Raw genomic sequence first — 1,188 nt, 5'->3', positions numbered from 1 at the left:
CATGAGCCTGCGAAGTAGGAGCCGGACCAGAAGTGGCCGCCCCACAGGTACCGGCGGACGTGCGTGTCGTACTCCTTGCGCAGTAGCCGGGCGGAGACGCCCTTGAGGCTGTTGACCAGCTTGGAGAGCTGGACCTTGGGCGGGTAGTGCACCAGCAGGTGGACGTGGTCGTGGTCGCCGTTGAACTGCTTCAACTCGGCCTCGAAGTCCTCGCACACCTCCCGCATGATCTCCTCGCATCTGTTCAACATGGCGTCGGTGAACACGCCGCGCCGGTACTTCGTGACGAACACCAAATGGACATGCAGGTTGTGGACAACGTGACGACCGGTGCGAACATCGGGATTCGGATTCCATCCCGGTGACATAAACCAACTGTAGTATGGTGCTCGTCATGAGCGAAGTCACCTTGGTGAAGCGGCAGTTGGGGCATCGTGCCCGGCTTGCACTGTCGCCTGCCGAGGTGTCGAACGCCGATGTGCAGGCGCACGCGGCCCGTGCGATGTGGAACCTGCTGCATGCCTGGTGGCAGATGATGCCGAAGGACAAGCGCACGCTTGCGAACGCCGATGCTGCGATACGGCAGGCCCGGGGCGACCTTGATTTCCTCGCCGTCCTCCCCGCGCAGGCCGCGCAGGCGGTGCTGAAGAACTACTTCCAGGCGTGGAAGAACTGCTGGGAGGGCCGGGCGGACGCACCGAACTTCAAGGGCCGCTTCCAGGCCGTGATGAGCGTTGACATCCCGCAGGGCCGCGACCTGAACATCAAGCGTGTGCACCGCCGATGGGGCATGGTCAACCTGCCCAAGATCGGCCGAGTACGGTTCCGCTGGACCAAAGACCTCCCCGTCGGCACACACGCCGGCAAGGACAACCGGATCACCGGCGCCCGCCTGGTGAAAGACGCCCTCGGTTGGCACATCGCCTTCCGTGTCATGACCCAGCAGTCCACGCCCGCGCCCCACACCGGCCCCGCAGTCGGCATCGACGTGGGCGTCACGGTGCCCCTCGCTCTCTCCGACGGCAACCACCAAAACCACGGCCGCACCGCCAAACTCCCGGACGGCACCGCCGACCGCGACAAGTGGCTCAACCCCAAGGAGAAAGCCAAGCTGCTGCGCCTGGAACGCGAAGCAGCGCACCGCAACAGCTTCCGCAAGCGCGGTGAGAAGACCTCCCGCCGCTTGCA

The 1,188-nt window shown here is 64.9% G+C and carries 2 protein-coding genes; one reads left to right on the top strand and one right to left on the bottom strand.

Features of this window, described 5'->3' with window-relative positions:
* Positions 1-368: IS200/IS605 family transposase (tnpA, locus tag H1D24_RS41555; RefSeq protein WP_181662961.1), on the bottom strand; the 368-nt coding region annotated here is incomplete at its 3' end.
* 26 nt (positions 369-394) lie between these two features.
* Between tnpA and H1D24_RS41550 the strand changes: the two genes are divergently transcribed.
* On the top strand, positions 395-1,188 hold a 794-nt coding region (locus tag H1D24_RS41550; RefSeq protein WP_181662960.1), incomplete at its 3' end, for a transposase.

This window comes from Streptomyces himalayensis subsp. himalayensis (assembly GCF_013778455.1).
GTDB classification, from domain to species: domain Bacteria; phylum Actinomycetota; class Actinomycetes; order Streptomycetales; family Streptomycetaceae; genus Streptomyces; species Streptomyces himalayensis.
This window is presented reverse-complemented; position numbering and strand designations above follow the sequence as displayed.